The sequence below is a fragment of the Rhodococcus sp. Chr-9 genome, assembly GCF_000801125.1.
GTDB lineage: Bacteria > Actinomycetota > Actinomycetes > Mycobacteriales > Mycobacteriaceae > Rhodococcus > Rhodococcus pyridinivorans.
Genome location: NZ_JTIZ01000026.1, coordinates 1 through 3,374, shown reverse-complemented (window position 1 = coordinate 3,374; position 3,374 = coordinate 1). Strand labels below are relative to the sequence as shown.

4 protein-coding genes are annotated in these 3,374 nt (G+C 70.5%); all 4 read left to right on the top strand.

Annotation, left to right across the window (positions count from 1 at the left end; genetic code table 11):
- The coding region (locus tag QR64_RS03190) for a helix-turn-helix transcriptional regulator (RefSeq protein ID WP_039584062.1) at nucleotides 1-831 on the top strand (831 nt) is incomplete at its 5' end.
- 127 nt (nucleotides 832-958) lie between these two features.
- On the top strand, nucleotides 959-1,213 hold the full coding sequence (gene tatA / locus QR64_RS03185) for a Sec-independent protein translocase subunit TatA (protein WP_033098352.1): 255 nt from the start codon (nucleotides 959-961) through the stop codon (nucleotides 1,211-1,213).
- 104 nt (nucleotides 1,214-1,317) lie between these two features.
- Complete coding sequence (tatC, locus tag QR64_RS03180) at nucleotides 1,318-2,280, top strand: twin-arginine translocase subunit TatC (protein ID WP_033098353.1); 963 nt, start codon at nucleotides 1,318-1,320, stop codon at nucleotides 2,278-2,280.
- A gap of 119 nt (nucleotides 2,281-2,399) precedes the next feature.
- Nucleotides 2,400-3,374, top strand: a 975-nt coding sequence (locus tag QR64_RS03175; protein WP_235366980.1) for a DEAD/DEAH box helicase, incomplete at its 3' end; no start/stop codon positions are given.

Genomic DNA, 3,374 nt, shown 5'->3' with positions numbered 1-3,374 from the left:
GAGGACAGCATCGTGGTGACCTTCACCGCCGGCATCGAACGACCCCTGCGGTTGACCTCCACCGAGGCCACCGCGCTGCTCGTGGCGCTGCGGTCGCTGCAGGAGATGCCCGGCGTCGTCGACCCGTCCGCGGCGCAGTCGGCGATCGCGAAGATCGAGGCGGCCGCCGGGACCGCCGCGCTGCCCGCCGACACCGCCACCGCCGACACCGCCACCGCGGCGACTGCCGAGCCTGATCCGGAGGCAGCCGGGGACTCCGACGCCGCCGGACAGGTGCGGGCCGCGGTGCGCGACGGGCGCGCCGTGCACCTGACCTACTATTCGGCTTCCCGCGACACCGTCTCCGAACGCGACGTCGACCCGATCCGCATCGTCATCATCGACGAACACGCCTACCTGCAGGCGTGGTGCCGCAGCGCCGAAGGAGTGCGGCTGTTCCGCTTCGACCGCATCGACGCCGCCACCGTGCTCGACGAGCCGACGCGACCGCCGCACCGGGCGATCACCGACGACGAGCACCTCGAACTGTTCGAGGGCGACCCGTCGCTGCCCGCCGCGCGGTTGCGCATCGCCCCGTCGTATACCTGGCTGCTCGACTACTACCCGCTCACCGACGTGCAGGTGCTTCCCGACGGCAGGTGCGAGGCGTCGATGCGGTACGCGTCGCCGGGGTGGATGGCGCGGCTGCTCGTCGGTCTCGGCGCCGGGGTGCAGGTGCTCGACCCACCGGAGTTGCGGGCCGCGGTGCGGGCGCGGGCCGAGGCGGCGCTGGCCGCCTACGCCGAGCTCGACGGGGAGAACGCGACCCGCGGCGCGGGTCCGACACCGTGACGGTCGCGTTGTGAAACATCTGTGTGAACCCTCCGCGAATTGTGGGTGGATACACCGGCGCGAAGGCTCGGGCTGTGCTCGAGGTCCGGTAGCATCGATCGGAGCCGATCAGTGGAGGTTGTTGTAAATGGGTGCAATGAGCCCCTGGCACTGGGCCATCGTGGCGCTGGTGGTCGTGATTCTCTTCGGTTCGAAGAAGCTGCCCGACGCCGCGCGCGGTCTCGGTCGTTCGCTCCGGATCTTCAAGAGCGAGGTCAAGGAGATGCAGAACGACGACGCCCGGGCGTCCACGCCGCAGCCGGCGCCGAATCCGTTGCCGGCCGCGCAGCCGACAGCCGATCCCGCCGCGCCGAACACGCACACCGAACCGCGGTCTGCCTGACCGACGTTCATCCTGCCGGGGCGCCCACCACGGGTGTCCCGGCGTTCCGCTGACCCCGGCACGCCCGCACGCCGGTGGTCTCGACAGGAGCTGAGAACCGCACCGTGCGCATCCCGTTCGATCCGCGCCGAAGCCGGCGCAAGACCAATCCCGACGGCACCATGTCGCTGGTCGAGCACCTCTACGAATTGCGCACGCGTCTGCTGATCGCTCTCGCTGCGATCGTGCTCACCACCATCCTCGGATTCGTCTGGTACAGCCGCAGCCTGTTCGGCCTCGACAGCCTCGGGGAGATCCTGCGCGGCCCCTACTGCGATCTGCCCGCCTCGGCCCGCGCCGACCTGAGCAACGACGGGGCGTGCCGACTGCTCGCCACCGGACCGTTCGAGCAGTTCATGCTGCGCCTGAAGGTCGCCGCGACCGCCGGCATCGTCATGGCGTGCCCGATCTGGCTGTACCAGCTGTGGGCGTTCGTCACCCCCGGCCTGTACCGCAAGGAACGCCGCTACGCGATCGGCTTCGTCACCTGCGGGGCGGCGCTGTTCGTCACCGGCGCGGTACTGGCCTATCTGGTGATCTCCCACGCGTTGTCGTTCCTGCTGTCCGTCGGCAACGACGTGCAGGTCACCGCCCTTTCGGGCGCCGAATACTTCGGGTTCCTCATCAACCTGCTGGTGATCTTCGGGGTGTCCTTCGAGATCCCGCTGGTGATCGTCGCGCTCAACGGCGTCGGGGTGCTGCCCTACGCCAAGCTCAAGGCGTGGCGGCGCGGGCTGATCATGGCGGTGTTCGTCTTCGCCGCCATCGCCACCCCCGGCCAGGATCCGTTCTCCATGCTCGCCCTGGCGTTGGCGCTCACGCTGCTCGTGGAGTTCGCCATCCAGATCGCCCGGCTGACCGACCGGCGCCGCGCCCGCAAGGCCCGCGCCGAGGGCTGGGCCGATCTCGACGACGACGAGGGTTCGACGATCCCGGCCCCGAGCCCGGTGGAGCCGGCAGCGCCGACGGCGCCCACCGACACCGTACGGACCGATCCGGCCCGCACCGACTACTCCGACACCCTGTGACCGGCGACCCCCCTCCCGGCCCTGCCGGTAACGACGAGACCGGCACCGCGCCGCTCGTCCCCACCCCGCAGCTCGCGGAGTTCGCCACCGGCCTCGGGTTCCCGCTCGATCCGTTCCAGATCGAGGCGTGCCGCGCCCTCGAGGGTGGGCATTCGGTGCTGGTGTGCGCCCCCACCGGCGCCGGCAAGACCGTCGTCGGCGAGTTCGCGGTGTATCTGGCGCTGCAGGGCGGTTCCAAGTGCTTCTACACCACCCCGATCAAGGCGCTGAGCAACCAGAAGTACGCCGATCTGTGTGCCCGGCACGGCCGGGACTCGGTGGGTCTGCTCACCGGCGACCAGTCCATCAACTCCGATGCGCCGGTGGTGGTGATGACCACCGAGGTGCTGCGCAACATGATCTACGCGTCGTCCACCGCCCTGATCGGGCTCACCCACGTGGTGATGGACGAGGTGCACTTCCTCGCCGACCGGTTCCGCGGCGCCGTGTGGGAAGAGGTGATCCTGCACCTGCCGGAGGACGTGCGGCTGGCGTCGCTGTCGGCGACCGTGTCGAACGCCGAGGAGTTCGGCGACTGGATGACCACGGTGCGCGGCGACACCACCGTCGTCGTCGACGAGGTGCGGCCCATCCCGCTGCACCAGCACATGATGCTCGGCTCCCGTATCTACGACCTGTTCGACCGCCGCGCCGACACCGACACCGCCCCGACCCGGCGGCGCCGCGACATCGTCGTCAACCCGGAGCTGGCGTCGGCGGTGCGGCAACGGCAGAGTCTGTCCGGGATGGACCGCTGGGGTGAACGCGGCCCCCGCTTCCGGCCGCCGCCGCGCCCGGAGGTCATCGTCCGTCTCGACCGCGACGGTCTGTTGCCGGCGATTACCTTCGTGTTCAGCCGCGCCGGTTGCGACGCCGCGGTGCAGCAGTGCCTGCGCTCGGGTCTGCACCTGACCGACGAGACCGAAGCCGCCGAGATCCGCCGGATCGTCGACGAGCACACCCGGGATCTGCCGCGCGGCGACCTCGAGGTCCTCGGCTACGCGTCGTGGCGCACCGCCCTCGAACGCGGCATCGCCGCCCACCACGCCGGGATG

Bases quoted from the DNA above. Each gene is read 5' to 3' on its own strand.
- tatA (WP_033098352.1), top strand. From the start codon at position 959: ATGGGTGCAATGAGCCCCTGGCACTGGGCCATCGTGGCGCTGGTGGTC.